This window comes from Sedimentibacter sp. (assembly GCF_032080165.1).
In the GTDB taxonomy this organism is placed as follows: Bacteria; Bacillota; Clostridia; order Tissierellales; family Sedimentibacteraceae; genus Sedimentibacter.
In genome coordinates this window covers 274,556-297,770 of the sequence record NZ_DAMASY010000003.1, presented here as the reverse complement: position 1 = coordinate 297,770, position 23,215 = coordinate 274,556, and the positions used below count along the sequence as shown (strand labels likewise).

Below are 23,215 nucleotides of genomic sequence, written 5' to 3'. Positions count from 1 at the left end.
GGAGTGATATAATTGAACAATAAACGAGAAAAGCTGCTTGAAGGAATAAAAAAGACCAAGACCCGGGAAGCCGTACTGTCAGTTTTAGAGCATGCAGAAAAACCATTGAGTGCAATGAATATATGCTCAGAAATCGAGAAAAACGGAGACAACATATGGCTTTCTACAGTTTACCGGATACTGGAACTGTTTGTTAAAAAAGACATAGTAAAAAAAATTTCGGTCATGAACAGCGAAATGGCCGTTTACGAATTGAACCGTTTTATACACAAGCATTATGCCGTATGTATGGATTGCCATAAAATTATTCCAATGAACAATTGTCCTATGGAAAAATTTGTTCCTAAGATTGAGGATAATGAATTTCATGTTATTGGTCATAATGTTGAAGTTTACGGTATATGCAGGGACTGTTATCATAAAAAATAATAGTACCGCCGATAAATCAAATTACGAAGGGGACCAACTATGACTGCAGAAATATATATAATTTCAGGTTTCTTAGGAGCTGGTAAAACCACCTTAATAAGGAAGCTGATTAACGAAGCTTTTCAAAATAGCAATGTTGCTCTTATTGAAAATGATTTTGGAGATATAAGCGTAGATGCTGCACTGATGAAGGACACCAACATAGAGATAAGGGAAATGAACTCAGGGTGTATCTGCTGCAGTATCTCCGGTGACTTTGTAAATTCTGTCAGAGACCTGTTAGAAAAATTTCATCCTGATAAAATCATTATTGAACCTTCAGGAGTTGGAAAACTGTCTGATATATACAAGTACTGTCTGGATCGCAGAATCCGGGAATTAGCAAAAGTAAAAGCGAAAATTACGGTTGTGGATGTAAATCGCTGCAAGAAATATCTGGATAATTTCGGAGAGTTTTTTCAGGATCAAATAGAGAATGCAGACATTGTTCTTCTAAGCAGAACAAATGAGTATCCTGACAAAATTGAAGGGGCATCAGAATTGATAAATAATTTGAATACAAAGGCTCCCATATTGTCAAAAGCCTGGAGTGATATACAATTTGACGAGCTTATACCTTCATCCCGCAAACGTCTGAATTATAAATCTCTTGGCGGATGCAGAGTATCTAAACGTAAACATGAACATAAACATTCTGCCGATGAAATATTTGATACAATAACCATACGAACAAAACGCACTTTTACCCATGAAGAGCTGACAAAATTTATTGGAGAAATAGACATGCGGTATGGTGAAAAAATATTGCGCATGAAGGGTATTCTGCGCAGCACAGACGGAAATTTAAATTTGCAGTATGTACCCGGCGTCACGAGCATAACAGCATGCAGCACTTCCGGAGATATGCTGTGCATCATAGGAAGCGGACTGAACCGTCAGGATATTATATCTGTGTTTAACGGTGGTCTGTAATGAGCTTTGAAACTAAGTTACCCGTTTATGCCGTAACAGGTTTTTTAGATGCGGGAAAGACAACTTTCATGAACAATCTGTTGAACCGCGCGGATTGGAGTGATTCATATATATTAATTGTACAATTTGAAACCGGAGATGCGGAATTTTGCAGCACAAATGAAAACTTTACCTATCTTTCCTTTATGAAAAAGGAACTGGAACAGCATCCGGACATAATTGAGGATAAACTCCTTGAGACCATAGTCCAAAACCCATTTGATGAAATATGGATTGAATGGAACGGAACAGTTCCTTTTTCGAAGCTGCAGAACCTTCTTCTGAGTCCTTCTCTAAGAAATTTATGTACAATACACAAGGTCATTAACGTTTCAGACGGAGAGCAGATAGAAAAGCTTTTAGGAAAAACCGGAGAAGCCTTGCCGGAGCAAATATCGAACAGCAATATAGCCGTTGTACGAAACGCCGGCTCATCTGTGTTTTTTAAAAGAATACGGAATATTATCAGAAATATAAATCCAGATGTCCACGTATGCAGGTTTAAATCCCATAAAAATATATACAAGCATCTGCTTAAGCGCGACGAACATCCTGTAACAATGTTTTTTCTGGCAATATTAGCAATATTATTTGCCCATCTTGTCATAAGACCATTTTTAGAAATGATGGGTATTCCTGTGAATACCGTTATAAATATATTTTTAGGCATAATTCTTCAGGCACTGCCATTTTTGATGATTGGTGTCCTGCTGTCATCCTTTATACAAATTTTTGTCCCTAAGGCAACCATAGGGCGGAGATTCCCAAAATCTCCGGGTCTCGGAATACTTACAGCGATAATCGGAGGCTTTTTCCTTCCGGTGTGTGACTGTGCTTCCATTCCTATTTTCCGAAGCCTTGTGAGAAAAGGAGTTCCTATTTCAGCTGCAGTAACATTCATGACTGTCAGCCCCATAATTAATCCTGTGGTTATATTATCTACCTATTATGCCTTCAGTGGTAATATGACAGTTGTCTTGGGGCGCATATGTCTTGGAATAATATCAGCCGTAATTATCGGCTTTTCTTTCGAGCTCATACCTCCTAAAAAAAGTATCCTTAACGGAGGCGTGCTGGATGGGTTGATGTACAGCTGCGGCTGCTATGAGGATGCTGAATCTGTTGCTACTCTTAAGGGAAAGCTAAACTTATTTCTGCGCCATTCGCAGGCGGAATTCTTTGATGTTGGAAAATACCTGATTATAGGAACCTTTATTTCTTCTCTGTTCCAGGCTGTAAGTATAAGTGTCTTTGTTTCGGCTCAGAGTGGTACAGCCCTGGCAATATCAATGACTATTATGATGATTATGGCATTCGTCCTGTCTCTTTGCTCATCTTCAGATGCAGTGGTGGCACGGAGCTTTGCTAATCAATTTCCTATGGGAGCACTTATGGGATTTTTAGTTTTTGGTCCCATGATGGATATTAAAAATGTAATGATGCTATCTTCGGGATTTTCAAAAAGTTTCATTGGAAGATTTCTGTTTACATCATTTGTAATTTGCTTTTTAACCGTATTTTTGTTTGCAAATTGGGGAGGAATGTAATATGCAGGCTAAAGCTTTTAATTCTCAGGTTTTTTTGGAGATATTATGCAATACTGTCTTTGTGTTGATTATAATTCATCTGCTTAAGAGCGGTAATTATCTATATTATGTTACCCCCAGAATGAAGCCTTACTTTATTTTTTCAGCCATAATTTCAACAATCTGGTCTTTGGCAGGAATCAAAAGGCTGTTTAAGCCTCAGCATCTGATACGGTCAGCACACTGCTTTGTTCTGATAATTCCGGTTTTGCTTTTGCTTCTTCCCCACAGTGCACTGGGAATTAACGATGTTTCAACCGGATACACTGGAGCAGGAGCATTTGCAAAAAATCCGCCGGCCGGAAATTCTTTGGATCAATCAGAATATTATTCAGAACAATATTACAACTTTACCGATGACCCCGTAGATTACAGCGGCAGCACTACCTACCCCTCGACTCAGGAAGATTACAGCTCATATGACATCGCACCGTCTCCGTATGAGCAGAATGTAAAAAGCGGATTGGACGAAGAAAATAAAAAAATAACCATAAACAACGATGAGTTTTATCCATGGATAACTGAAATATATACTAATATGGATAGATACGAAGGATATGAAATTACTATGACAGGTTTTGTTTTTAAGGATCAGGAATATTTTTATGAAAATGAATTTGTTCCGGCAAGGCTCGCGATGGTATGCTGTGCCGCAGATTTGGCTCCTGTCGGTATCCTATGCTTATATGATAATTTATCTGAATTGGAGTCAGGGCAATGGATCACAGTTACGGGAATACTTCATAAGGGGCAGTACAACGGACAGGACGAGCCTCAGATTACCGTAACCGGTATATCGCCTGCCGAAGAAGTGCTTGGCTATATTTTCCCATATTAAATAACTGACACCAAATTAAAGACTTGGTGTCAGTAGCTATGATATATGCACTACTATATGAGTAATCCTGATATGATTGCCGTAACGGGAACAGTAACAATAATTCCTATGCTCCCTGCCATAGAGCGTAAAATTTCTGTTGCCACTGCTTCACTGTTGATAAAATGGATTAAAGAAACATCTTCAGCAATTATGATTAGCATCATATATATTGAACCGCCTATATAAGCCAGAATAAGTGTATTTGTCATTGTACCTATTGCATCTCTTCCTACATTCATACCTGCAGATATTAATTTAAGAGTACTCATATTGTACGAGTGTTCCTTCAATTCATTAATTGAAGACGATATAGACATGCTTACATCCATTACTGCTCCTAAAGAACTGATTATCATTCCTGAAAAAAGAAGTCCCTGATAGCTAAATGAAGAATTTAGAGGAAGGTATTTTAATAAATAAAATTCATCATCTATAACACCTGTAATATGAGCCATATCACCTACCTTAACCGCAAGAACAGCCGCTATTATCAGACCGCAAAATGTGCCCAATATTGCAGATAATGTTTTCTTATTAAAACCTCCGATCAAAACTAAGGTAAAAACTGTTATAATCGAGCATATAAGCACTGTGGCATACACCGGAGTATATCCTTTGATGATTAAAGGGAAAAGCAGCTTTATAATTATCAGATACGAAAGAATCAGGGATATAACTGCCCTTAATCCCTTGAATCCTCCTATGATAAAAAGCAGAAGAACGTATCCCGCAAATAAATAAAGCATGTACCTGTCCCTGACAACATTAGTAACAGTAACATTTTTCAACACCTTATTCTCATCAACGGTTATATTTAAAAATACTTCGTCATTTTCAGAAAGTGTGATGCCGTAAAAATTAAACACGGGATAAAACTCTGCTTTTAATTTATAATTGAAATAGTCTCCTTCAATGATAATAAGTTCCAAAAGCTGGCTGTCCTTATTCGCACTTATCACTTCTGTGACCTTGGCGCGTATTCCCTTAATTTTTATTTCACCGGCTGATTCTTTTGTTGTTGAAAAGCCGTTATACTGTAAAATAAATAAAATAACTGTAAAAATAAAAAGATATTTCATCCATTTGCTAACATATTTTTTCATCAGTTCCTCCTCAAAAATAATAGGACCTGTATATATATATTTATATATCTGAAGAAATATGTTTAATTATTTTGTTACGTTAAATTATTGCGAGAGATCCCTCTAACTGTCCACCCAAATCTTTTTATTATTTACAGCAATATCCCCCAACATCTCCCTCCATGCACATCAGGTAATCACCGTTATCTGTTTCCTCTTGCTTATAAAAGCCGATTTTTTCAAATAATTTAACTATACTCTTATCAATGTTTGCATAGGTTTTTTCCGCTCCCATGTTTACAGCTCTTCTTACAAGCATTCTGACAGCCAGCTCTCCATATGATTTTCCTCTGAATTCTTCTTCAATACTGACATTTTCAATAAAATATTTTCCATCAATTAATACGAGCTTACCTGTGCCTGCCAAAACATCATCTTCATATATTAATAAACAATTATCTTCCATCCATTTAGTTGATACCATTTTCATACTCCTTGATTGTTTGTAATAATGCAATTATATCATTCTAAAAATTTATTGTATATACAATAAATTGTGTTTGACATTTAATTAACAATCTGATATTGTATATATAGAAGCACTATAAGTTTAATAATTAATTTAGTTATAATTTTAACCTGAATTTTGGATAAGTTGTTGAGATCTTTCTTGCAGCAAATCCACTATAAATACTGCGCTAATACTAAAGGTTATGAATCTAATTCTAAGGTAAAAGTGGCTGTTGAAAAGCAATGTGAACTGCGCCATTTTACTGCGTAGTTTTTTTGTTTATATATTAAATTATAATGAGAGGACAAATATGGAAACGAGAGTTGCATTAATAGGTATTGTTGTAGAAAATACCGAATCCGTAGAAAAAATCAATGAATTGCTGCATAAAAGCAGAAAATATGTAATCGGTCGTATGGGTATACCATATTCTAAAAAAAATATAAACATAATAAGTATTGTTATTGATGCTCCTCCAGATGTAATAAGCGCATTATCCGGAAAATTAGGAATGCTTCCGGGAGTCAACACAAAAACAATATATTCAAAAGTTTCGGAAATTAAAGAAGGTGGTGATTAATGAAAGATTTAATAGATAAACTTGAAAAAAATCAAATATTAACTAAAGAAGAATTTGTTAAATTGATTGAAAACCGTACTCCTGAAGCAGCTGATTATTTATTTGAAAAAGCAAGAGCAGTAAGGCATAAATATTATAGTAAAGATATTTACTTAAGGGGTTTAATAGAATTTACAAATTATTGTAAAAATGACTGTTATTATTGTGGAATAAGAAAAAGTAATAAAAATGCAATAAGATACAGATTAACAAAAGAACAAATTCTTGAGTGTTGTAAAATAGGTTACGAACTTGGTTTTAGAACCTATGTACTACAAGGAGGTGAAGATCCTTTTTTTACTGATAATAATCTTATTGAAATAATACGTGAAATAAAGCAAAATTATCCTGACTGTGCGGTAACACTTTCAATAGGTGAAAAATCATACAGAAGTTATAAAGCGTACTTTAAAGCCGGCGCTGACAGATATCTTTTGCGTCATGAAACTGCTTCAGAAGAACATTATAATAAGATTCATCCAAAGGAACTTTCACTTTCAAATAGGAAGCAGTGCTTGAGAAATTTAAAAGAAATAGGATATCAAGTTGGTTCAGGTTTCATGGTAGGCTCTCCATATCAAACAACTGAAAATTTGGTTGAAGATTTATTGTTTATAAAAGAGCTTAACCCAGAAATGGTAGGTATAGGACCATTTATCCCTCACCATGATACACCTTTTAAAGAATTTAAAGGCGATAATGGTGAACTTACTCTGTTTATGATTGGAATTATTAGACTCATGATACCAAATGTATTACTTCCATCCACAACAGCTTTAGGCACAATTGATCCTAATGGAAGAGAAAAAGGTATTTTGTCGGGTGCAAATGTAGTTATGCCAAATTTATCTCCTGTTAATGTCAGAGATAAATATCTATTATATGATAATAAAATTTGTACCGGTGACGAGTCTGCTGAATGCAGACACTGTATGGAAAACCGAATGAATAAAATAGGATATGATGTAGTAGTATCAAGAGGAGATATTAAACCTAAAACAATATAATTACAAAAGGGGTGTAATATGTATAATGTTAAATCATTGAAAGCCGAAGAATTTATTAGCCATGATGAAATTTTGGAATCATTAAAATATTCAGATGACAATAAAAATAATATCGAATTAATTGATAAAATAATTGAAAAAGCAAAACAGAGAAAAGGCTTAAGCCACAAGGAAGCTTTAGTTTTATTGGATTGTTCTATTGAAGAAAAAAATCAAGAAATATACAGACTTGCAAGCCAAATTAAGAAGGATTTTTACGGAAACCGTATAGTAATGTTCGCTCCGTTATATCTTTCTAATTATTGTATAAATGACTGTGTTTATTGCCCTTATCACCATCAAAATAAGCACATAGCAAGAAAAAAACTAACACAAAAAGAGATTAAAAAAGAAGTTACAGCTCTTCAGGACATGGGACATAAAAGATTGGCACTTGAAGCAGGAGAAGATCCTATAAACAATCCGATTGAATACATTCTTGAAAGTATCAATACAATTTACAGTATTAAACATAAAAATGGTGCTATAAGACGTGTAAATGTTAATATTGCCGCTACAACTGTAGAAAATTATAGAAAATTACATGAAGCAGGCATAGGAACATATATATTGTTCCAAGAAACATATCATAAAGAATCTTACGAAAAACTTCACCCGACAGGACCAAAACATAACTATTCCTACCACACAGAAGCTATGGACAGAGCTATGGAAGGTGGCATAGATGATGTAGGACTTGGTGTATTGTTTGGGCTTGAACTATACAGATACGAATTCGTAGGATTATTAATGCATGCAGAACACCTTGAGACTGTTCATGGCGTTGGACCTCACACAATCAGCGTTCCTCGAATAAAACATGCTGATGGCATAGATGCGGATTCATTTGATAACGGTATAAGCGATGAAATATTTGAAAAATTAGTTGCTTGTATCCGTATCGCAGTTCCTTATACCGGCATGATAATATCAACTCGCGAAAGCCAAAATTGTCGTGAAAAAGTTCTGCCTTTAGGTATTTCTCAAATAAGCGGAGGCTCAAAAACAAGCGTTGGTGGTTATGCAGAGAAAGAACCTGAAAATGAAAAATCAGAACAATTTGATGTAAGCGACAACAGAACACTTGATGAAATAGTTAAATGGCTAATGGAAATTGGATATATCCCATCATTTTGTACTGCTTGCTATAGAGAAGGCCGAACAGGAGACCGTTTTATGAGTTTGTTAAAGAGCGGGCAAATATCAAATTGTTGTCACCCTAATGCATTAATGACTTTAAAGGAATATCTGCAGGATTATGCTTCTGAGAAAACAAAAGAAATTGGCGAGAAGCTCATAGTCCAAGAAATTTTCAATGTTCCTAAAGAAAAAGTCAGGGAAATTGCAATAAAAAATTTAAAAGATATAGAAAATGGAAAAAGGGATTTCCGCTTCTAATAATATGAAAGGATTAAGGTATGAGTTTAAACAGCACCCCCTCATCTGAAAGAATATATATTGGTATTTTCGGCAAAAGAAATGCCGGAAAATCAAGCGTTATAAATGCTATAACAGGACAAAATTCAGCAATTGTTTCAGATATAAAAGGAACAACTACCGATCCGGTTTATAAATCTATGGAATTGCTCCCGTTAGGACCGGTAATTATAATAGATACGCCCGGAATTGATGACGAAGGAGAACTTGGAAATTTAAGAGTTGAAAAAAGTAATGAAGTATTAAATAAAACTGACATTGCAATATTAGTTATCGATGGAACAATAGGTAAATCCATAGAAGATGAAGAATTAATAAATAAATTTGAAAATAAAAACATTCCCTATATTGTTGTAATGAATAAGGAAGATCTGATTGAAGATGATGAAATAAAAGACAATGATATAAAAGCATTTTGGGTCAGTACTAAAACTAATAAAAATATTTATGAATTAAAAGAGTTAATTGCTAAACAAATCAATTGTCAGGAGCCAATAAAAAGATTAGTAGCAGATTTATTAAGCCCCTCTGATTTTGTAGTATTAGTTGTTCCTATTGATAAATCAGCTCCAAAGGGCAGACTCATATTGCCTCAACAACAAACTGTCAGAGATATATTAGAAGCTGATGCTATTTCCATAGTTGTAAAAGATAGCGAGCTTAAATCAACTCTTGAAAGCCTTGTTAAAAAACCAAAGCTTATAATAACTGACAGTCAGGTTTTTGCTAAAGTATCTGCTGATGCGCCGGAAGATATAATGCTTACATCTTTTTCAATATTATTTTCAAGATATAAAGGTAATTTAAAAGAAGCTATAAAAGGCACATATACTTTAGATTCTCTAAATGATGGTGATACGGTTTTAATTTCAGAAGGCTGTACCCATCACCGCCAATGCGAAGACATAGGAACTGTAAAGCTTCCAAAGCTTATTTTAAATCATACTAAAAAGAATATTAATTTTGAATTTACAAGCGGAGCAGAATTTCCTACGGATTTAACAAAGTATAAATTGGTTGTTCATTGCGGTGGCTGCATGCTCAATGAACGAGAAATGAAACATAGAATAAAATGTACTCAAAATCAGTGTATCCCTATAACAAATTACGGAATTTTAATGGCATACATTCAAGGAATATTAAAACGCTGTATTGAAATATTTAATATTGACAAAATTTAAAATAGTTGGAGTATATACTTTTACTCATCACTACTCTATGGCAGATTTTATTGTATTAATTTTATGTTTTGATATAATATATATTGATAAACAAAATAAAAATTGAGGTGATACTATGACATTAGGTGAAAAGTTAAGACAAATCAGGAAAGAAAAGGATTTAACGAAACAAGAACTGAGTATTGCACTGAATGTTCCTAAAGAAAGAATAAAATTATATGAAGCAAATGAAGAAGAGCCATCTGATTTTTATTTGTCAAGCTTTGCAAATTATTTTGGCATTTCAAGGGATGATTTGAATTCATTTAATAAATTATAACTAAATAATTAACTGAACTTAAGGGCTGTTTGAAAATAAGGAGTATAGAATTATGAAAAAAACAAGTTTGTTATTAGTATTAATTTCAGTATTGATTATAGCTGCAGGCTGCAGCAACCAGGAACCGATAAATACCGAGCCGGTCAATATAACAATTGCGGGCTTGAAGGGACCTACATCTATCGGTATGATTAAAATGATTGATGAAAACGCATTAAACACAGATAAATACAATGTTAACTATGTGGCTGAAAGTGCACCGGATGCACTGACCGGAAAAATCATCAACGGTGAAATACAAATATCCTCCGTTCCCATTAACTTAGCTTCTGTGTTGTACAACAAAACAGGAGGAAAAATTCAGTTAATGGCCGTTAACACCATCGGCAATTTTTACATCGTAGGAACTGATGATATACAATCAATTGATGAATTGGAAGGAAAAACTCTTGGTATGAGTGCCAAGGGTTCCACTCCTGATTTTGCAATGAACTATTTGTTGAATCAAAATAACATAAGTGACAAGGTAGAATTAGATTACGCAATGGATCATGCTACTATGGCTCAGTCGGTAATCGCAGAAGATACAAAAATTGCGCTTCTTCCTCAACCCTTTGTTACACAAACTATAATGAAAAACAATAATGTAAATATTCTGGTGGATTTAAATGAAGCATGGAAAATTGCAACAGACAATAAAAGCCAACTATATACCGGTGCTATAATTGTAAATAAAGAATTCGCTGAAAATAACAAGGATTTCGTAAAAGAATTTTTAAAACAATATGAATCCTCGGTAAAATGGGTTTTAGAAAATCAAAAAGATGCTTCCTTGTTAGTGGAAAAAAATGAGATTATGCCCAGTGCAGCAGTTGTAGAAAAAGCAATACCTTATTGCGGAATTGTATATGAACCCGCAGATAAGGTTAAAGACGGATTAAATGAGTTTTACAAAATTTTATTTGATTCCGATCCTGCTTCCGTTGGAGGTAAAATGCCTGATGAAGGGTTCTACTTTACAGAATAAATACAATAAAATATTTATAGCATTATTTTGGATTTTTATGTGGGAGATATTTAGCCTGATTATAGATCAGGAGATTTACCTCCCCTCTCCTATTACAACCTTTTATGCTCTGATTGATATGTTAAAATCAAGCGATACTTACGTCACTATTTTATACAGCACTTATAGAACAATTGCAGGTTTTTTGATTTCCTGTTTTGCCGGAATTATACTTGGATATTTTTGCGGAATTAATAAATTTGTTTATGACTTATTTAACCCTTTGATAGGAATTATAAGAACAGTTCCTGTTATGTCAATAATTATAATAGCAATAATGTGGTTTAGGGACACCAATGTACCAATATTTGTTGCATTTCTCATGTGTTTTCCCATCATTTGGACAAATACCGTAAGTGGTATTAAATCTACGGATATTAAGCTTTTGCAGATGTGTAAGGTTTATAATATTAATAAGCTCAGAATTATAAAATCGGTTTATTTCTACTCTGCATTTTCTTATATTAAAGCAGGAATGATTTCTGCATTAGGTTTAGGATGGAAAGTAACTTCCGCTGCAGAGGTTTTGAGTTTACCTAAATATTCTATAGGCAGATTTTTGTATGATTCAAAGGTTTATCTTGAAATACCGGATTTGTTCGCCTGGACTTTCATAATAATACTGCTTAGCATCCTGTTTGAAAAAATATTAAAAATATTTTTGCGAGGTCTGTATGATTGAATTTATAAATGTTTCCAAAAAATTTAATGATTTAGAGGTTTTAAATAATTTTAATATCAAATTTGAAAAAGATAAAATCACTTGCTTGTTCGGGCCTTCAGGAGTAGGTAAAACTACTATTGCCAACATAGCGGCAAATTTATTGGAAATTGACAACGGATATGTCAAAGGAACCGAGAATGCAGTGTATTCATTTGTATTTCAGGAATCACGACTGCTTGAATGGTACAGTGTCTATGATAATATTGACTTTGTATTAAAAAATGTTTATGATTTTGAGAAAAGGGTAAATATTATTAAGAATTATATTAATATGGTTGAGTTAAAGGAGTTTGAAAATTTCAAACCTAAGGAATTAAGCGGCGGTATGGCTCAAAGAGTGTCCTTGGCAAGAGCATTTGCTTATCCATCCAATGTGTTGATTTTAGATGAACCTTTTAAAGGTCTTGATATGAAATTAAAACGTGAAATGATTTTACTGTTTAAAAAGCTTTGGAATGAAAGTAAAAGAACAGTTCTTTTCATTACTCATGATGTGGATGAAGCAGTAGCATTGTCGGATTTTATTTATATTTTGAAAGAAAAACCTGCAAAAGTTATTGACTATATCGATATATCGGAATATAATGATATGGTCAAGGTGAAACACCGTCTTGACATTTAACAAAATTATAATAATATATAAATCAAACATAAAATAATAGTTTGGTGTAAGACTAAACAAAAAGCGGAAAGGAGAAATTTTTATGAACTTTAAATTAACTGACAGTGCGAAAGAAAAATTATCAGAATTAAAATCAAGACAACAACCTATTAAATTAGCTATAACAGGCTATTCCTGATGTGGTGCCGAATTAGGCATTGTTTCGGAGAAACAATCAGAAAATGATTCAGTATACAGCATTGAAGGGTTCGATTTAATTGTTTCTGAGGATTTATCAGGTGCAATTAACGGAGCTGAAATTGACTATAAAAACGGAGTTTTCAAAAAAGGATTTGAAGTTGTTCCAATATTTAAATAAAGGAGGAACAAATGGATTTTAATATAACTGATAAAGCAAAAGAAAAATTGACAGCAATGAAGGAACATAATATTCCAATTATGTTAACCGCTTACAGAGTTGGCTGAGCCGGCAAGTCATACGAAATTGCTTCGGCGGAGCAAACAGATGAAGATAATGTTTACAATGTTGATGGCATTGAAATTATTGTACCTAAGGAATTTGAAAAGGAATTAAAAGGTGTTAAAATTAATTACGGCGGCTTAATATTAAAAGATTTCATAATAACACCATTTTATAAATAATCAGCATGTACAAATTATGGGCTAAAAAAATAAAAACTAACCATATAATCAGTTCAATAGTTATAAAAAACAAGGAAGAAATATCTCTTGATATGAAAAGAGATAAGTCCTTTAAAGAAATATGCGCTAAATTAGATATAAGCGTACCGTTATGGCTTAAAAAACATGACTTGGAATTCTCTCAATTTAAGTATGTTACCTTCTATCCTTATGATTTCGTGGATGAAGTAGATTTTGACAGACTTGAAATTGAATTAATTGATGATGGATTGGATAAACAGACGACCCAAATCTTCTGATTTGGTGTCGGTCGCTTATGCTGTAAGTGCAAAAAACAATGGAGGGCGATACCCTCCATTGTCGTATTTATTTGTCATCCTGAGCGTCAGCAAAGGATCTTTGCAATGATATTCTTCGGACTATGCCCTCAGAATGACAGTTGACTAAAATAATTTGTTGTTAAATAGTACTACCAACAACAAGAAGAACCACAACAATGTATCCATTTCAATGTCACAGTCACTTTGGCAAACTATAAGAACTAAAAGAAGGAAGAAAAATAAAAGAGATGAATTATCTCCGGTTCCTAATACTCTGTCATGTACACATGGTGGTTTTACCGGTGGTCTCACAGGTCTTCTATCAAATCTTCCACCTATCCTGTCACAACCTTTATCACATTGAATATTTAAATCTTCTACAGCAGCTTCAATATTTTCAGGTTTACAATTATCCATAATACCCTCCTTAACAAAAATACATTTTGAGTTATTATATTCAGCTTAATTGTAAGTGGTGACATAATTCGTTATTGACGCTAAAACAAAGTATTTTTAAAGTTATGCATAATATAGAAAATTCTTGAAACAATATCTTTATATTAAATTTCAAGGAGGATATGACTTATGGATAAATTTGCATTAATATTAGTCATAATAGGAGCTATAAACTGGGGTTTGATAGCATTATTCAGTTTTGACCTCGTTGCTGCCATATTCGGCGGACAATTAGCGATATTCAGCCGTTTAGTTTATGGGCTTGTAGGTTTAGCAGGCTTGTACTGCATAACATTATTGTTCGACCAACGCGAAAGGGTAGATTAAAGTGAAACAAAAAGACAATCCGAAGCCGGATTGTCTTTTTTATGCACTTCAGGAATCTTATTCCCCTGCTATTGCAAGCTTTTTAATCTTTAAGGACGGTGAGCCGATATACGCTTCACCAGGTAAACCAAATTTTAAGTCTGAACCCACATCTTCTATATTTTTAATCATTTCAAAATAATTTCCCGCCACGGTTATTTGTTCAACCGGACCTATTATTTTTCCGTCTTTTATTTCATAGCCCAAAGCTGCAAGAGAGAAATCTCCCGATATTGAATTAAGACCCGAATGAAGTCCCTGCAATTCAGTAATCATAATTCCTGAGCCGATCTCAGAAATCATTTCATCCAACGTTTTTTCACCCTTCTCAACATAGAAATTTGACGGTGAAATATCTATAGATGATTTATATGAACCCTTGCTGGCATTTCCGGTAGTTTCAATGCCGTCCTTTTTAGCTGTTTTTAAATTATGTAAATATGTTTTTAATACTCCTTTATCAATAACCTTTTTATATTTACATGCAACTCCTTCTCCGTCAAAGGACTTAGAGCTTAAGCCCTCTTTTAGATACGGGTCGTCTATAAGGGTGAATTTGTCGCTTCCTATTTTTTGTCCAAGCTTGCCCTTTAACAAGGATAAATCCTTCTGTACATTTTCTGCGGAAAATATACTGCTGAATGACTCCAATAAATCTGCCGCTGCATTGTTTCTGATTATTATGGGATAATCCCCCGATTTAACGGATTTTGCTCCAAGAAGTGCAGTTGCCTCATCGACAGCTTCTTTAGCTATTTCCTTAGGGTCAAATTTACTGAAATCATTGCCTGTTCTATAAGCCAAGCCGGTTTTTATGTCATTGCCTTCCTTGGCAACCACCTGCACATACGTATAAGCAATATTGCTTTTGTCATGCAGATACAGTCCTTTTGTATTAGAAATTATTGCTTCGCCATAGCCGTCACCGTATACACAAGAATCAACGGATTCAACTCTTTTATCTAAACTGAGCGCCTCAAATTCCAGCTGCTTTACAAATTTTATCTTATCGCTTTCTTCTACTTTTTCAAGCGCTTCATTAAATATTTTTATTTCTCTGTATTCCTTTGAACCTTCATAGATATATTCTTCATCATCCGAATCGATTATTGTTGCATTTTCTATAACATTTCTGACTAATAATTCTATTGATGATTCATCAACTTTTTCAGAATAAGAATAGCCCATCTTGCCATTATATACTCCTCTTAAAGATATACCCTCGCTTTCAGATAAGCTGTATCCGTCAAGTTCCTTTTTGAAAACCTTAAGCGAAAGTGATCTGCCTGAAGAATAATAAACCTCCATATCTCCAAGACCTTGTTTTTTTCCTTCATTAAATATTTTTTCTATTAATGATTTTTTATCCATTAGTTCTAACCTTCCCTTCCGCCAACAGTTATTTCGGAAACTCTAATCATTGGCTGACCTACATTTGCCGGTATGCTGCCGCTTACCGAGCCGCACATACCCTGACCTTGAAGAAGATTGTTTCCTACCATGTCTATTTTATTCAGCACATCTGTTCCCTTGCCGATAAGCGTTGCTCCTCTGACAGGATCTTTTATTTTTCCGTTTTCAACTATATAGCCTTCCATAACCGCAAAATTAAATTCTCCTGTGCTCGGGTTTACAGAACCGCCGCCCATATACTTTGCATAAATACCTTTTTCGGTACTTGAAATTATTTCTTCAGGTGTCGTCTTGCCGTTGTCTATAAATGTATTGGACATACGGGATGTTGGAGCGTATCTGTATGATTGTCTCCTTCCTGAGCCGGTTATATCCATGTTCATTCTTCTTGCATTCAGCTTATCAACCATGTAACCCTTCAATATACCGTTCTCTATTAAAACATTTCTTTGAGATTTTGTGCCCTCATCGTCTATGTTGTAAGAGCCCCATTCTCCTGAAATCGAGCTGTCATCAATTGCTGTTACAAGAGGAGATGCGATTTTCTGACCAACCTTTCCTGTGAAAACGGAAAGACCCTTTGCCACAGAAGTAGCTTCTAAACCGTGACCGCATGCTTCGTGAAATATAACTCCTCCAAATCCGTTATCAATTATAACAGGCATCCTGCCGCTTGGGCTGTACTTTGCATTAACCATTGTTACTGCAATTCTCGCGCTTTCCTTAGCATAATAATCAATATCCAAATTTTCAAAAAATTCATAGCCCTTGCTTGCTCCCGGTCCGAAAAATCCTGATTGCATTTCTCCGTCCTTTGATGCAACCGATGAAATACCGAGACGAGAGCGAACTCTTCTATCCTCTCTCCATAAGCCTTCAGAATTTGCAACCATTATATCCTGTGTATAATCAGTGTAGCTTATGGTTACCTGTGTAATTAAATCACTGTAGTTAAAGGCAGTATCATATGCCTTTCTCATAATTTGAACTTTTCTTGTTTTTTCTATGGAATTCGGGTCAATTTCTATATTATGTATATTTTTAACCTGTGACTTTTCAAGATTAACAGTCAGGTTCAACGTACTTCCCTCTATTGCTGCAGCTGCCTTCCTTGCTGTTTCTATAAGGGTATCCCTGTCGGATTTATTTGTATATGCATAAACACTGTTAAATCCTTTAAAAATACGAACACCAACTCCGTAATCTCTGCCCGACATAGTGCTGTCAACCTTGCCCCCTATCATTACAATTCCGGTATTTGTTCTGTCTTCAACAAAGACCTCTGCGAAATCTCCTCCCGTGGACAAGGCAGCATTCAATGTATCTTCAATCAACTTTTTATTTAACACACAATCACTCCTTTATATATATAATTATATATATTTTACCATACTTTCCTTAAAGTATTAATAATTTTTATTAAATCCCCAACTTTATCCATAAAATCCTTGACAACCAACTACTTGCGCTTTATACTAAGGTAGTCAGATTATTAATTTAAGGGGGGATATTATGGATATTTTTATTTTTTTTATTGATCGTATAGAAACTATAATGAAACTGACTTCACAACATTTTTTCATGGTATTAACAGCTATGATTATTTCTATCGCCATAGGTATTATAGTTGGAATACTTATTACTTACAATGAGAAAGCAGCTGAAGTGGTCTTGCATATCACAAAAATTCTCATGACAATTCCAAGCTTAGCACTGTTTGCAATCCTTATACCAATATTCCGTATCGGTGCAACACCAGCCATTATAGGGATAGTCCTTTATACCCAGCTACCCATAGTCAGAAATGTATATACAGGAATTAAAAATATTAATCCGTCAATTATTGAGGCTGCCAGAGGAATGGGTATGTCCAGATTTAAAATAACCTTTAAGATTAAACTGCCACTGGCTCTTCCGGTTTTAATAGCTGGAATCAGAACAGCAGTAGTTATGGGTGTAGGCATGGGAGCTATTGCATCCTATGTGGGAGCCGGCGGTTTAGGAGATTATGTATTTCAAGGAATACAGAGAACCAACGATAAGATGATTATTATCGGTGCTCTTATGATTTCGTTAATGGCTATTTTGGTAGACAGACTATTATCCTTAGTGCAAAAAAAGGCAGAAAGAAAATTATCATAGAAAGGAGAGGATAATTTGATTAAATTTGAAAATGTAACTAAAAAGTACCCTAATACAAAAAATTCGGCTGTTAACAATTTAAACCTTGAAATTAACGAGGGAGAAATATGCATGCTTGTCGGACCATCCGGATGTGGTAAAACAACTACCATGAAGATGGTTAACCGCCTTATAGAACCAACCTCCGGCAATATTTATATTAACGGGGAAAATATTATGTCTCATAATCCGGTTGATCTAAGACGCAATATTGGATATGTAATCCAAAATATAGGATTATTTCCCCATATGACTATTGCAGAAAATATTGCCACCGTTCCCAGAGAAAAAAAGTGGGATAAAGAAAGAATAGATAATAGGGTGGATGAGCTTCTGGAATTAATGGAACTAAATCCGGAGATTTATAGAAACAGAAGACCTTCAGATTTAAGCGGGGGTCAGAGACAAAGAGTAGGTGTTGCCAGAGCTTTAGCAGCAGACCCTCCTGTAATGCTTATGGATGAACCTTTTGGAGCGTTAGACCCTATTACCAGAAGTAAGCTGCAAAATGAATTTTTGCGTTTGCAGGAAAAGATACGCAAAACTATTATATTTGTTACTCACGATATTGATGAAGCTATAAAGATGGGAGATAAAATAGTAGTGGTAAGAAACGGGAAGATAGTTCAACAGGGCACCCCGGACGATATTCTCAGTAATCCAGCCGATGAGTTTGTGGAAAACTTAATTGGAGGCAATCGCTCTATTAAGCGCTTAAATCTGGTTACATGCAGTGAAATAATGCATGATACGTTTAGTGTAAAAATGGATGCTCCGCTAAATACAGCCAGAACAATAATGCTGGAAAACGGTCTTAAAACCATAGCTCTCACAGGTCAAAACAATAAGCTTATAGGCTATGCAGAGTTAAAGGATATAGAAGGTAAAACAGGAGTATCGGGAGACTACAAAAAAGAAATGGAGGTCACTGTAGATGAAAGAATGTCCTTAAACGATGCACTTTCAGAAATGCTTCGTATAGGTCAACGATACATTTATGTTGCAGATGAAAGAGATAATCTAAAGGGATGGATTGGTATCAATGATATTTTAAATGCGGTGAGTATAAATGACTGATTCAGGCAATGTAAAAAATAATAAAAAACCTGTAATTAAAGCAATGTTAATTCCCTTAGTTCTTATATTCATCGGTCTATCCTATACCTTCTATGTAATAAATTACCCACAAGATAAAATTGTGGCAGACTTCGTTTCATACAGCAAGGTTTTTAATCTTCTTAAACAGCATATAGTACTGGTATTAGTTTCTGCTACTGCAGCAGTACTGGTATCAGTTCCACTGGGCATATTTTTGACCAGACCGAAATTCAAAGGTCTTGCCAATATATTTATAAGTATAGTCAACATGGGGCAAACCATACCCAGTCTTGCTATACTGGCCTTATTTGTCAGTGTTCTGGGCATTGGCTTTAAATCTGCCGTATTTGCATTGTGGATTTATTCACTTCTTCCCATATTGAACAATACATTGGTGGGTATCACAGGTGTTGACAGATACGTTATGGAGGCTGCCGCAGGAATGGGAATGAGTCCGGTAAGGATATTAACCAAAATAGAGCTGCCTATTGCATTTCCGGTAATAATGGCAGGAATAAGAACTGCTGCCACTGTAAATATTGGCACTGCCACTCTGGCAGCATTTATAGGAGCAGGAGGTCTTGGAGACTTGATAATTGCAGGTAACAATATAAACAGATGGCAGATTGTAATACTGGGTGCTTTGTTATCTGCACTGCTTGCAATTTTAGCAGATTATTTAATGGCTTTATTTGAAAAAGCTTAGAACATTAAAATATAGGAGGAGTTATGATTAAGAAATCAAAATTTATTAAAATAATTGCGTTAGTATTGGTACTTGTACTGTCCATAGGGATATTAAGTGCATGTGGCAGCAATAGTGGCGATACTATAAAAGTAGGCTCAAAAGAGTTTACGGAACAGCTATTGCTGGGTAAAATAACTGTGTTAGCATTAAAGGATGCGGGTTTTAAGGTTGAGGATAAAACTGGAGTTGCAGGCTCAGATAAGGTTAGATTGGCTCTGGAAAACGGAGATTTTGATCTATACTGGGAATATACAGGAACTGCATGGTTATCTCAGCTTCAAAATGAAGAGCCTATAACGGATTCTCAGGAGGCTTACGAAAAAGTGAGAGATGCAGACGAAGAAAATGGCTTTATATGGCTGCAATATGCTACATTAAATAATACCTATACCTTGATGATGCGCAGAGAGCATTCAGAAGATTTGGGAATAAAGACCATAAGTGATTTAGCTGAATATATTAATGAAAATCCGGGAGAATTATTATCTGCCATAGACCACGAATTTTCAGTAAGACCGGATGGATATCCGGGAGTACAAGCTCACTACGGATTTAACCAGAGTGATGACGAAATTAAAATAATGGACTTGGGTATAATGTACAAAACCTTAAGAGAAAATCAGGTTGATGTAGCCATGGGATTTGCAACCGATGGACGTATTGCTGCCTTTGATTTGGTAAATTTAGAGGATGATAAGTATTTCTTCCCTGTATATAACGCAGCCCCTGTAGTCAGGAAGGATGCCTTGGAGAAACATCCTGAAATTAAAGAGATTCTTGAGAAAATATCACCGCTATTAGATTCAGAAACAATGACGAAGCTTAACTATGAGGTAGATATAAACGAAAGAGAGCCGGATGATGTTGCAGAGGAATGGTTAAAATCAGCAGGCTTAATAGACTAATGTAAAAAATGGCACCCAATGGGTGCCATCAGCTTGATGACAAAGTCATCAAGCTGGTAGGCTGTTGAAAAAGTTTATCCTGCAAGGCGCCGGAAGACGGGCAACCGCAGCGTATTCAAACATACGTGAGGATTGACCGGCTGAACGGCAACGAAGCAGGGGGACTTTTTCAGCGGCCTGATGGCACCCAATGGGTGCCATCTTTGTATATAACAAATTATCATATGGTTTTTTATATTATTATATGATATAATTTCCACAAATTAAAGAAAAGTAAAAAAGATGAAGGAAGATGAAAGTGGAAAATAAAGTTAAAGGTTCTGTTTATCAAAAAATAGCTTTGGATATAGCCTCAAGAATCGTAGAAAAAAACCTGAAAATCGGTGAAAAAATATATTCTCGCTCTTCCATATCCAGTCAATACAAAGTATCTCCGGAAACTGCAAGGAGAGCCATAAATATTCTTTCAGACCTGGAAATAGTAGAAACCATGAAGGGTAGCGGAGTAATTATTAAGTCCTATGAAAATGCTGTCAAATATGTAAGAGGCTTTAGTGATAAGCAAACTATAAAATCCTTAATAAATGAAATAAATGAAAGTTTTAATAATCAAATAAAAGAAATAGAAGCCTTGAAGAAAAACTTTGATTTGCTGACTGAGAATACCCAACGTTTTCAGGCCTCAAATCCCTTTATTCCCTTTGAAATAAAAATTACTAAGGATTCAAAGCACTTGAATAAATCAGCATCTGAAATTAATTTCTGGCAAAATACCAATGCCACTATTGTAGCAATTAAAAGAAATAACAGCATTATTTTATCCCCAGGCGCATATTCCTTGTTTTTAGAAGATGATATTTTTTACTTTGTGGGAGATGACAATAGTTATCTGAGAGTTAAGGAATTTATGTATGGTGAGTAGAAAAAAAGCATGTATACCAAAAATGTTGGTTTCATGCTTTTTTTATTGCAACATGCAGAAACCTGGATACTTTTTTTGCCTTTCTCCGACCCTGACAATCATTAACTTTGGATGTATGTTTTTAGCTGCTAACTCACTGACACTGCTTTTTACCTCTTGTGTAATAGCATCAGCCACAGCCTTTCCTTTTATTAATTCTCCCATATTGCACTTCCTATCCGTTTACCATATTAATAACCTTAGCATAAACTTCATCTGCAATTTTATTTCCGTCAGATAAAATTTTTTCTGCTTTTTCTTTATTTTCTGTTACATAGCTTTCATCGGTTATTGAGTTCAAATTTATAAGAACATTCAGGTAAGCGCTGTTCAGAGCTGCTTTTAAACATTGTACTCCAACACCTACGTCGCTTATAATGTTTTTAGAGGATATATTGACTATTTCTTCATGCATTAAAATTCCTTCATAGGTATATTCCAATGTTTCCATCGGTGCTGTGCATGCAGCCTTTAAGCATTTTTGAAGCACTTCTTCTTTTTTATTCTTTTCTTCTTCTGTGTTTGATGGCATTACATACACTTTTGATAATGGTTCAAAAAGTTCGGCATCTTTATCTACAAGATCAACCAACTTTTCTCTTAAAGCTTCTCCTCTTGCTAATAATTTTTCGTGTTTATCTTTACAATCAATAAATTTCTTCTTGCCTATGGAAAAGTTTGCAACCATAGAGTTTAATGCTGTACCTAATGCTGCGGTTAATGCTGCAGCTCCTCCGCCTCCGGGCGCCGGAATTTTAGATGCCAGAAGGGTCGCAAATTCCCTGCATGATTCTTGTGTAAGCATTTTCCACCTCTTAAGTTTAGGTATAATAAATCTTGTTGTATATCATCGGTATTACCAGACCTCCGCCAATAAAATTACCGATTGTGGCGGGTATTAAATTACTGATTATTTGAGTTATTGTTATTGAAGAATTAAGAATGGCACCCATTGGCAGGAAAAACATATTTGCCACTACATGCTCGTATCCGCAAAGAACAAACAGCATTACGGGAAACCAGCACCCAAGTAATTTGCCTGTCGTATCTTTTGCGGTGGTAGCAAACCATACTCCTAATGCTACCAGTATGTTACACATAATACCCTTGTTCAAAACCTGAACAAATGATAGGGAGGTCTTTGCTTTTGCTACTGTTATAATTGTTTCTGCCATTTCGGGCTTGTTATATACTCCTACGAAATATAAAAGAGCAACAATGAACAATGATCCCAGAAAGTTGCCTAAAAATACCTGTACCAGTGTTTTCAGGTAATCCTTGAATGTTATTTCCTTTTGCATTAATCCTAATGTCATTAAACAATTACCTGTAAATAGTTCTCCTCCTACTAAAACAATGAGCATTAATCCAACCGGGAATACGGCTGCTCTTATAAAAGGGTTTCCGTAAGCAACTAAAAAACCTTGCGCTCCAAGAGCTATATAGACTCCTGCCATAAAACTCAGCAACAGCCTCTTCTCTGTTGAGTATGAAGCCTTTTTTACAGCAGTTCGTATAAGTGCATCTGATGTTTCTTTTGGTGATAAACAAGCTGAACTCAATTTTCTAATCCCCTTTATTGTTTTTAAGGAATAGCCGGCTTTATTTGTTG

27 protein-coding genes are annotated in these 23,215 nt (G+C 34.9%); 19 read left to right on the top strand and 8 right to left on the bottom strand.

The window, feature by feature from the left end; genetic code table 11:
* Positions 1 to 12: 12 nt before the first annotated feature.
* Genes RT412_RS06155 through RT412_RS06140 form a run of 4 tightly spaced genes read left to right on the top strand, consistent with a single transcriptional unit; the run spans position 13 to position 3,864 of the window.
* Complete coding sequence (locus tag RT412_RS06155; RefSeq protein ID WP_313346129.1) at positions 13 to 429, top strand: transcriptional repressor; 417 nt, start codon at positions 13 to 15, stop codon at positions 427 to 429.
* A 39-nt stretch (positions 430 to 468) separates the two neighbouring features.
* Complete coding sequence (locus RT412_RS06150) at positions 469 to 1,401, top strand: GTP-binding protein (protein WP_313346132.1); 933 nt, start codon at positions 469 to 471, stop codon at positions 1,399 to 1,401.
* Positions 1,401 to 2,987, top strand: coding sequence for a permease (locus RT412_RS06145; protein WP_313346135.1), 1,587 nt, complete (start codon positions 1,401 to 1,403; stop codon positions 2,985 to 2,987). Before RT412_RS06150 ends, RT412_RS06145 begins: the two co-directional genes overlap by 1 nt.
* Position 2,988: 1 nt before the next feature.
* The gene (locus RT412_RS06140; protein ID WP_313346138.1) at positions 2,989 to 3,864 is read left to right on the top strand and encodes a TIGR03943 family putative permease subunit; all 876 of its coding nucleotides are present in this window, start codon (positions 2,989 to 2,991) and stop codon (positions 3,862 to 3,864) included.
* A 53-nt stretch (positions 3,865 to 3,917) separates the two neighbouring features.
* Here the strand turns inward: RT412_RS06140 and RT412_RS06135 are convergent, their stop codons facing one another.
* Together RT412_RS06135 and RT412_RS06130 are read right to left on the bottom strand one after the other, a co-directional pair.
* Positions 3,918 to 5,009 carry a YibE/F family protein gene (locus RT412_RS06135; protein WP_313346141.1) on the bottom strand — a complete coding sequence of 364 codons (1,092 nt, stop codon included), beginning with the start codon at positions 5,007 to 5,009 and terminating at the stop codon, positions 3,918 to 3,920.
* A 127-nt stretch (positions 5,010 to 5,136) separates the two neighbouring features.
* Positions 5,137 to 5,472: a GNAT family N-acetyltransferase gene (locus tag RT412_RS06130; RefSeq protein WP_313346144.1), complete on the bottom strand. Its 336-nt coding sequence runs from the start codon at positions 5,470 to 5,472 to the stop codon at positions 5,137 to 5,139.
* Positions 5,473 to 5,809: 337 nt separating this feature from the next.
* Between RT412_RS06130 and RT412_RS06125 the strand changes: the two genes are divergently transcribed.
* The 9 genes from RT412_RS06125 (at position 5,810) to RT412_RS06085 (ending at position 13,454) form a co-directional block, all read left to right on the top strand.
* The gene (locus RT412_RS06125; RefSeq protein WP_313346147.1) at positions 5,810 to 6,079 is read left to right on the top strand and encodes a TM1266 family iron-only hydrogenase system putative regulator; all 270 of its coding nucleotides are present in this window, start codon (positions 5,810 to 5,812) and stop codon (positions 6,077 to 6,079) included.
* Positions 6,079 to 7,125, top strand: a complete 1,047-nt coding sequence (hydE, locus tag RT412_RS06120) for a [FeFe] hydrogenase H-cluster radical SAM maturase HydE (protein WP_313346156.1) — start codon at positions 6,079 to 6,081, stop codon at positions 7,123 to 7,125. Before RT412_RS06125 ends, hydE begins: the two co-directional genes overlap by 1 nt.
* An 18-nt stretch (positions 7,126 to 7,143) precedes the next feature.
* A complete protein-coding gene (gene hydG / locus RT412_RS06115) occupies positions 7,144 to 8,562 on the top strand; it encodes a [FeFe] hydrogenase H-cluster radical SAM maturase HydG (protein ID WP_313346158.1) in 1,419 nt (472 codons plus the stop codon).
* Between the two features lie 20 nt (positions 8,563 to 8,582).
* Complete coding sequence (gene hydF, locus RT412_RS06110; protein WP_313346161.1) at positions 8,583 to 9,782, top strand: [FeFe] hydrogenase H-cluster maturation GTPase HydF; 1,200 nt, start codon at positions 8,583 to 8,585, stop codon at positions 9,780 to 9,782.
* A 115-nt stretch (positions 9,783 to 9,897) separates the two neighbouring features.
* A complete protein-coding gene (locus tag RT412_RS06105; protein ID WP_313346164.1) occupies positions 9,898 to 10,101 on the top strand; it encodes a helix-turn-helix transcriptional regulator in 204 nt (67 codons plus the stop codon).
* A gap of 52 nt (positions 10,102 to 10,153) precedes the next feature.
* Positions 10,154 to 11,128, top strand: coding sequence for an ABC transporter substrate-binding protein (locus RT412_RS06100; RefSeq protein ID WP_313346167.1), 975 nt, complete (start codon positions 10,154 to 10,156; stop codon positions 11,126 to 11,128).
* On the top strand, positions 11,103 to 11,849 hold the full coding sequence (locus tag RT412_RS06095) for an ABC transporter permease subunit (protein ID WP_313346170.1): 747 nt from the start codon (positions 11,103 to 11,105) through the stop codon (positions 11,847 to 11,849). The genes RT412_RS06100 and RT412_RS06095 overlap by 26 nt, the downstream gene beginning before the upstream one ends.
* Positions 11,842 to 12,513 carry an ABC transporter ATP-binding protein gene (locus RT412_RS06090; RefSeq protein WP_313346173.1) on the top strand — a complete coding sequence of 224 codons (672 nt, stop codon included), beginning with the start codon at positions 11,842 to 11,844 and terminating at the stop codon, positions 12,511 to 12,513. Before RT412_RS06095 ends, RT412_RS06090 begins: the two co-directional genes overlap by 8 nt.
* Positions 12,514 to 13,160: 647 nt before the next feature.
* The gene (locus RT412_RS06085; RefSeq protein WP_313346175.1) at positions 13,161 to 13,454 is read left to right on the top strand and encodes a hypothetical protein; all 294 of its coding nucleotides are present in this window, start codon (positions 13,161 to 13,163) and stop codon (positions 13,452 to 13,454) included.
* A 144-nt stretch (positions 13,455 to 13,598) separates the two neighbouring features.
* Here RT412_RS06085 and RT412_RS06080 read toward each other — a convergent pair whose 3' ends face one another.
* Positions 13,599 to 13,892 carry a hypothetical protein gene (locus tag RT412_RS06080; protein WP_313346178.1) on the bottom strand — a complete coding sequence of 98 codons (294 nt, stop codon included), beginning with the start codon at positions 13,890 to 13,892 and terminating at the stop codon, positions 13,599 to 13,601.
* 168 nt (positions 13,893 to 14,060) lie between these two features.
* Between RT412_RS06080 and RT412_RS06075 the strand changes: the two genes are divergently transcribed.
* Positions 14,061 to 14,258, top strand: a complete 198-nt coding sequence (locus RT412_RS06075; protein ID WP_313346181.1) for a DUF378 domain-containing protein — start codon at positions 14,061 to 14,063, stop codon at positions 14,256 to 14,258.
* 57 nt (positions 14,259 to 14,315) lie between these two features.
* On the opposite strand, the gene RT412_RS06070 is transcribed toward RT412_RS06075, so the two are convergent.
* Positions 14,316 to 15,668: a TldD/PmbA family protein gene (locus tag RT412_RS06070; RefSeq protein ID WP_313346184.1), complete on the bottom strand. Its 1,353-nt coding sequence runs from the start codon at positions 15,666 to 15,668 to the stop codon at positions 14,316 to 14,318.
* Between the two features lie 5 nt (positions 15,669 to 15,673).
* Complete coding sequence (locus RT412_RS06065) at positions 15,674 to 17,059, bottom strand: TldD/PmbA family protein (RefSeq protein ID WP_313346186.1); 1,386 nt, start codon at positions 17,057 to 17,059, stop codon at positions 15,674 to 15,676.
* A gap of 163 nt (positions 17,060 to 17,222) precedes the next feature.
* Between RT412_RS06065 and RT412_RS06060 the strand changes: the two genes are divergently transcribed.
* The 5 genes from RT412_RS06060 (at position 17,223) to RT412_RS06040 (ending at position 21,564) form a co-directional block, all read left to right on the top strand.
* On the top strand, positions 17,223 to 17,852 hold the full coding sequence (locus RT412_RS06060) for an ABC transporter permease (RefSeq protein ID WP_313346188.1): 630 nt from the start codon (positions 17,223 to 17,225) through the stop codon (positions 17,850 to 17,852).
* Positions 17,853 to 17,867: 15 nt separating this feature from the next.
* Positions 17,868 to 18,968: a betaine/proline/choline family ABC transporter ATP-binding protein gene (locus RT412_RS06055; protein ID WP_313346191.1), complete on the top strand. Its 1,101-nt coding sequence runs from the start codon at positions 17,868 to 17,870 to the stop codon at positions 18,966 to 18,968.
* Entirely contained in the window at positions 18,961 to 19,695 is a 735-nt protein-coding gene (locus tag RT412_RS06050; RefSeq protein ID WP_313346194.1) for an ABC transporter permease, read from the top strand. Before RT412_RS06055 ends, RT412_RS06050 begins: the two co-directional genes overlap by 8 nt.
* Before the next feature lie 23 nt (positions 19,696 to 19,718).
* Complete coding sequence (locus RT412_RS06045; RefSeq protein WP_313346197.1) at positions 19,719 to 20,642, top strand: glycine betaine ABC transporter substrate-binding protein; 924 nt, start codon at positions 19,719 to 19,721, stop codon at positions 20,640 to 20,642.
* Between the two features lie 292 nt (positions 20,643 to 20,934).
* On the top strand, positions 20,935 to 21,564 hold the full coding sequence (locus RT412_RS06040; protein ID WP_313342035.1) for a TrkA C-terminal domain-containing protein: 630 nt from the start codon (positions 20,935 to 20,937) through the stop codon (positions 21,562 to 21,564).
* Between the two features lie 42 nt (positions 21,565 to 21,606).
* Here RT412_RS06040 and RT412_RS06035 read toward each other — a convergent pair whose 3' ends face one another.
* From RT412_RS06035 to RT412_RS06025, 3 genes are read right to left on the bottom strand one after another with little or no spacing between them, the layout of a single operon-like run.
* Positions 21,607 to 21,768, bottom strand: coding sequence for a hypothetical protein (locus RT412_RS06035; RefSeq protein WP_313342037.1), 162 nt, complete (start codon positions 21,766 to 21,768; stop codon positions 21,607 to 21,609).
* Between the two features lie 10 nt (positions 21,769 to 21,778).
* The gene (locus RT412_RS06030) at positions 21,779 to 22,408 is read right to left on the bottom strand and encodes a cyclodeaminase/cyclohydrolase family protein (protein ID WP_313342039.1); all 630 of its coding nucleotides are present in this window, start codon (positions 22,406 to 22,408) and stop codon (positions 21,779 to 21,781) included.
* Between the two features lie 16 nt (positions 22,409 to 22,424).
* Positions 22,425 to 23,165 carry a formate/nitrite transporter family protein gene (locus RT412_RS06025; protein ID WP_313342042.1) on the bottom strand — a complete coding sequence of 247 codons (741 nt, stop codon included), beginning with the start codon at positions 23,163 to 23,165 and terminating at the stop codon, positions 22,425 to 22,427.
* Between the last annotated feature and the right edge of the window lie 50 nt (positions 23,166 to 23,215).

What these genes read in the sequence shown, in the direction of transcription:
- RT412_RS06125 (WP_313346147.1), top strand. Translation starts at nt 5,810, where the DNA reads ATGGAAACGAGAGTTGCATTAATAGGTATTGTTGTAGAAAATACCGAA.
- RT412_RS06100 (WP_313346167.1), top strand. Translation starts at nt 10,154, where the DNA reads ATGAAAAAAACAAGTTTGTTATTAGTATTAATTTCAGTATTGATTATA.
- RT412_RS06145 (WP_313346135.1), top strand. Translation starts at nt 1,401, where the DNA reads ATGAGCTTTGAAACTAAGTTACCCGTTTATGCCGTAACAGGTTTTTTA.
- RT412_RS06030 (WP_313342039.1), bottom strand. Translation starts at nt 22,408, where the DNA reads ATGCTTACACAAGAATCATGCAGGGAATTTGCGACCCTTCTGGCATCT.
- hydF (WP_313346161.1), top strand. Translation starts at nt 8,583, where the DNA reads ATGAGTTTAAACAGCACCCCCTCATCTGAAAGAATATATATTGGTATT.
- RT412_RS06075 (WP_313346181.1), top strand. Translation starts at nt 14,061, where the DNA reads ATGGATAAATTTGCATTAATATTAGTCATAATAGGAGCTATAAACTGG.
- RT412_RS06040 (WP_313342035.1), top strand. Translation starts at nt 20,935, where the DNA reads ATGAAAGTGGAAAATAAAGTTAAAGGTTCTGTTTATCAAAAAATAGCT.
- RT412_RS06050 (WP_313346194.1), top strand. Translation starts at nt 18,961, where the DNA reads ATGACTGATTCAGGCAATGTAAAAAATAATAAAAAACCTGTAATTAAA.
- RT412_RS06045 (WP_313346197.1), top strand. Translation starts at nt 19,719, where the DNA reads ATGATTAAGAAATCAAAATTTATTAAAATAATTGCGTTAGTATTGGTA.
- RT412_RS06150 (WP_313346132.1), top strand. Translation starts at nt 469, where the DNA reads ATGACTGCAGAAATATATATAATTTCAGGTTTCTTAGGAGCTGGTAAA.
- RT412_RS06090 (WP_313346173.1), top strand. Translation starts at nt 11,842, where the DNA reads ATGATTGAATTTATAAATGTTTCCAAAAAATTTAATGATTTAGAGGTT.
- RT412_RS06070 (WP_313346184.1), bottom strand. Translation starts at nt 15,668, where the DNA reads ATGGATAAAAAATCATTAATAGAAAAAATATTTAATGAAGGAAAAAAA.
- RT412_RS06035 (WP_313342037.1), bottom strand. Translation starts at nt 21,768, where the DNA reads ATGGGAGAATTAATAAAAGGAAAGGCTGTGGCTGATGCTATTACACAA.
- RT412_RS06140 (WP_313346138.1), top strand. Translation starts at nt 2,989, where the DNA reads ATGCAGGCTAAAGCTTTTAATTCTCAGGTTTTTTTGGAGATATTATGC.
- RT412_RS06105 (WP_313346164.1), top strand. Translation starts at nt 9,898, where the DNA reads ATGACATTAGGTGAAAAGTTAAGACAAATCAGGAAAGAAAAGGATTTA.
- RT412_RS06060 (WP_313346188.1), top strand. Translation starts at nt 17,223, where the DNA reads ATGGATATTTTTATTTTTTTTATTGATCGTATAGAAACTATAATGAAA.
- hydG (WP_313346158.1), top strand. Translation starts at nt 7,144, where the DNA reads ATGTATAATGTTAAATCATTGAAAGCCGAAGAATTTATTAGCCATGAT.
- RT412_RS06080 (WP_313346178.1), bottom strand. Translation starts at nt 13,892, where the DNA reads ATGGATAATTGTAAACCTGAAAATATTGAAGCTGCTGTAGAAGATTTA.
- RT412_RS06130 (WP_313346144.1), bottom strand. Translation starts at nt 5,472, where the DNA reads ATGGTATCAACTAAATGGATGGAAGATAATTGTTTATTAATATATGAA.
- RT412_RS06085 (WP_313346175.1), top strand. Translation starts at nt 13,161, where the DNA reads ATGTACAAATTATGGGCTAAAAAAATAAAAACTAACCATATAATCAGT.
- RT412_RS06095 (WP_313346170.1), top strand. Translation starts at nt 11,103, where the DNA reads ATGAAGGGTTCTACTTTACAGAATAAATACAATAAAATATTTATAGCA.
- hydE (WP_313346156.1), top strand. Translation starts at nt 6,079, where the DNA reads ATGAAAGATTTAATAGATAAACTTGAAAAAAATCAAATATTAACTAAA.
- RT412_RS06135 (WP_313346141.1), bottom strand. Translation starts at nt 5,009, where the DNA reads ATGAAAAAATATGTTAGCAAATGGATGAAATATCTTTTTATTTTTACA.